5 protein-coding genes are annotated in these 2,902 nt (G+C 71.6%); 2 read left to right on the top strand and 3 right to left on the bottom strand.

Annotation, left to right across the window (positions count from 1 at the left end):
• On the bottom strand, nucleotides 1–183 hold a 183-nt coding region (locus VFZ39_RS08350), incomplete at its 3' end, for a hypothetical protein (RefSeq protein ID WP_330865275.1).
• Nucleotides 184–301: 118 nt separating this feature from the next.
• On the opposite strand from VFZ39_RS08350, the gene VFZ39_RS08355 reads away from it, so the two are divergent.
• The gene (locus VFZ39_RS08355) at nucleotides 302–1,333 is read left to right on the top strand and encodes an acyl-CoA desaturase (protein ID WP_330865276.1); all 1,032 of its coding nucleotides are present in this window, start codon (nucleotides 302–304) and stop codon (nucleotides 1,331–1,333) included.
• 53 nt (nucleotides 1,334–1,386) lie between these two features.
• Nucleotides 1,387–2,142 (top strand): SDR family oxidoreductase, encoded by a 756-nt coding sequence (locus VFZ39_RS08360; RefSeq protein ID WP_330865277.1) that lies wholly within the window; start codon nucleotides 1,387–1,389, stop codon nucleotides 2,140–2,142.
• 12 nt (nucleotides 2,143–2,154) lie between these two features.
• Here the strand turns inward: VFZ39_RS08360 and VFZ39_RS08365 are convergent, their stop codons facing one another.
• Nucleotides 2,155–2,511 carry a hypothetical protein gene (locus VFZ39_RS08365; RefSeq protein WP_330865278.1) on the bottom strand — a complete coding sequence of 119 codons (357 nt, stop codon included), beginning with the start codon at nucleotides 2,509–2,511 and terminating at the stop codon, nucleotides 2,155–2,157.
• A 25-nt stretch (nucleotides 2,512–2,536) separates the two neighbouring features.
• Nucleotides 2,537–2,902: universal stress protein (locus VFZ39_RS08370; protein WP_330865279.1), on the bottom strand; the 366-nt coding region annotated here is incomplete at its 5' end.

Here is a 2,902-nt window from a genome sequence, read left to right on the forward strand (position 1 = left end):
CGCACCGGCCACCACCAGCAGCGGTGCGCCGGCGTGGACGACGGCCGCACGCTGCTGCTCGTTGAGCCCCTCGAGCAGCTCCTCAGGCGTCGGCCCCCGGCGGGTCGTCCGCTCACCCTCGACGCCGCCCTCGTCGGCGGCAGCGACGTGCTCGAAACCGGGCAGCGGGGCGGGCGTACTCATTTCGCGTCCCAGCCTACGGCGCACCTCCGACGTTCCGGGCTGAGGTGGACCTACCACCACCGGGGCCGGGGTGGCAGGCCCCGTGATACACAGCCTCGGACGGCCAAGACTCGGACTCATGACGACCACCGCCCACACGTCCACCCGTTCCCAGGTCGGCTCAGGCTCCGACTTCGCCGACCTGCGGCGCCGGATCGAGTATGCCGGACTCCTGCGACGGCGGCCCGGCTACTACGCGATCCGCGGCGCGTTCGTCCTGGCGGGGTTCGTCACGGGCTGGTGGCTGTTCGTGGCGATCGGAGACTCCTGGTGGACGCTCCTCGCGGCCGCGGCGCTGGCACTCGTGTTCGGTCAGGCGGCCCTGCTCGCCCACGACGTGGCGCATCGCCAGGTCTTCCCGACCAGGCGCCCCAGCGAGCTGGGCGGACGCCTCCTCGGGAACCTCGGGATCGGCATGAGCTACGGCTGGTGGCAGGACAAGCACACGCGGCACCACGCCAATCCCAACCACGAGGAGCTCGACCCGGACGTCTCGCCCGACCTGCTGGTGTGGTCGACCGCACAGGCCCGCAGCGCCCGCGGGCCGGCCCGGCTCGTCGGCCGGTACCAGGGGTGGCTGTTCTTCCCGCTCCTGGCCCTCGAGGCCTTCAACCTGCACGTGTCGAGCGTTCGGGCGGTGCTCCGGCCCGGACTTCGGGGTCGACGGCTCGAGGCCGGGCTGCTGGCGGTGCACGCCGTGCTGTACCTGAGCCTGGTCTTCACCGTGTTGTCCCCGGTCACGGCGGTCGCGTTCGTGCTCGTCCATCAGGCGTTGCTGGGGGTGTACCTGGGATGCTCGTTCGCTCCCAACCACAAGGGGATGCCGACCACGACCGGCGGGCCGGAGCCCGACTTCCTCCGCAAGCAGGTGCTCACCTCCCGCAACGTGCGGGGCGGACGGCTGACGGACGTGGCGCTCGGTGGGCTCAACTACCAGATCGAGCACCACCTCTTCCCCAGCATGCCCTGCGCGAACCTGCCCTTCGCCCGGCCGATCGTGCGGGAGTTCTGCAGGGAGCGCGGCGTGACCTACGAGGAGACCGGCCTGGTGGAGTCCTACCGGATCGCGCTCCGCCACCTGCACGACGTCGGCGCACCCCTGCGGGGCTGACGCCCGGGACGACGACCGACAGCGGCTCCTCCGAGCACATCTACCCTGGCGTGATGTCGAACTCGTACGTGGTCACCGGCGCGGGCCGAGGAGTCGGTCGCGCGATCGCCCAGCGGCTCGCGCGCGACGGTCACGTGGTGGCTCTGGACCGCGACGGCGACGCGTTGGGCTGGACGGCTGGGCACGACGACATCGAGGGGGTCGCCGGCGAGGGCATGGACGAGACCACGCTGGCGGACGCTGTCGATCGGGCGGGCCGGGCGGGGACGCTGGTGGGGTGGGTGAACAACGCTGCCGTGTTCCGCGACGCAGCCATCCACGACACACCGGTCGCCGACATCCTCGAGCTCATCTCGGCGAACCTCGGTCTGGCCGTCGCCGGCAGCCGTGCCGCGATCCGCAGGTACCTATCGGACGGGACTCCTGGTGCGCTGGTGAACGTCTCGTCGCACCAGGCGCAGCGCGCGGTCCCCGGCGCCCTGCCGTACGCCACTGCCAAGGCCGCCGTCGAGGGGCTCACCCGCGCGCTGGCCGTCGACTACGCCCCGCGTGGGATCCGGGCGAACGCAGTCGCACTCGGCTCGATCGTGACCGAGCGGTACGACGATCGACTGGACTCCGACCTCCGTCGGCTGCACCCACTCGGCCGGGTCGGCACCGGCGAGGACGTCGCCTCCGTCGTCGCGTTCCTCCTGTCACCCATGTCCGGTTTCGTCACGGGCGCCGTCGTGCCGGTCGACGGCGGCCGTGCAGCTCTCGGACAGGATCCCGAGGCCCGCGACGTCACCGGACACCGCGACCCGCCGTGACCCGCTAGTCGCTCAGGCGTGCGTGGGCGACCAGAAGACGGCGATGCCGGCGTTCACGACGGTCAGTACCAGTAGGCCGGCCCAGAGTCCCTGCGGGATCTGAGGCTTGCGCATGTTGGCCATCACCAGCACCAGGATCACCAGGCCGATCGCGAACTTCACGCCGATCTTGACGTGGTCGACGGCGGTGTCGCCGGCCTCGAGCACGCCGACCAGCAGCAGCCCGGCAAGGAACGCGGTGCCGGCACCGTCGCGCATCGCCGCGTTCACGACCTTCTGCGGCTCGCGCGCCTGCACGATCAGCCCACCGAAGAGCGCGGCGAAGCCGAGCAGGTGCAACGCGAGCAGGATCAGCCGAGCCAGTTCCATGCGGCGAGCCTAGCCCGCTGAGGAGCTACTTCTTCCGCTGCTTCGGCGCCGGTCGAACGACGAGCACGGGGCACGGCGCATAGTGCTGCACGCGCTGCGCCGTGCTGCCCACGAGCACCGTCTCGCTGATGCCCCGGCCGCCGCTGGCGACCACGACCAGCCCGGCGTTCAGCTGCTTGCACGCCTTGATGATCTCGTTCGCGGGCGAGCCGGAGCGGATCCGCTCGTGGACCTTCGGCCCCCAACCCTCGAACACCGCAGCGACGCTCGCGACCGAGGACTGCGCGGCGGCGCGGAACCCGCCCGTCTGGAGGTCGGCCTTGCGTCGCTCCATGGAGGACAGGTCGTCGGCGAAAGCGACCGCGGCCAGCGGCCGGATGACGGCGACCAC

The sequence above is a fragment of the Nocardioides sp. genome, from assembly GCF_036374615.1.
Lineage (GTDB): Bacteria > Actinomycetota > Actinomycetes > Propionibacteriales > Nocardioidaceae > Nocardioides.

Excerpts from the sequence above, each read along its gene's own strand:
- VFZ39_RS08355 (WP_330865276.1), top strand. The coding sequence starts at position 302 with ATGACGACCACCGCCCACACGTCCACCCGTTCCCAGGTCGGCTCAGGC.
- VFZ39_RS08360 (WP_330865277.1), top strand. The coding sequence starts at position 1,387 with ATGTCGAACTCGTACGTGGTCACCGGCGCGGGCCGAGGAGTCGGTCGC.
- VFZ39_RS08365 (WP_330865278.1), bottom strand. The coding sequence starts at position 2,511 with ATGGAACTGGCTCGGCTGATCCTGCTCGCGTTGCACCTGCTCGGCTTC.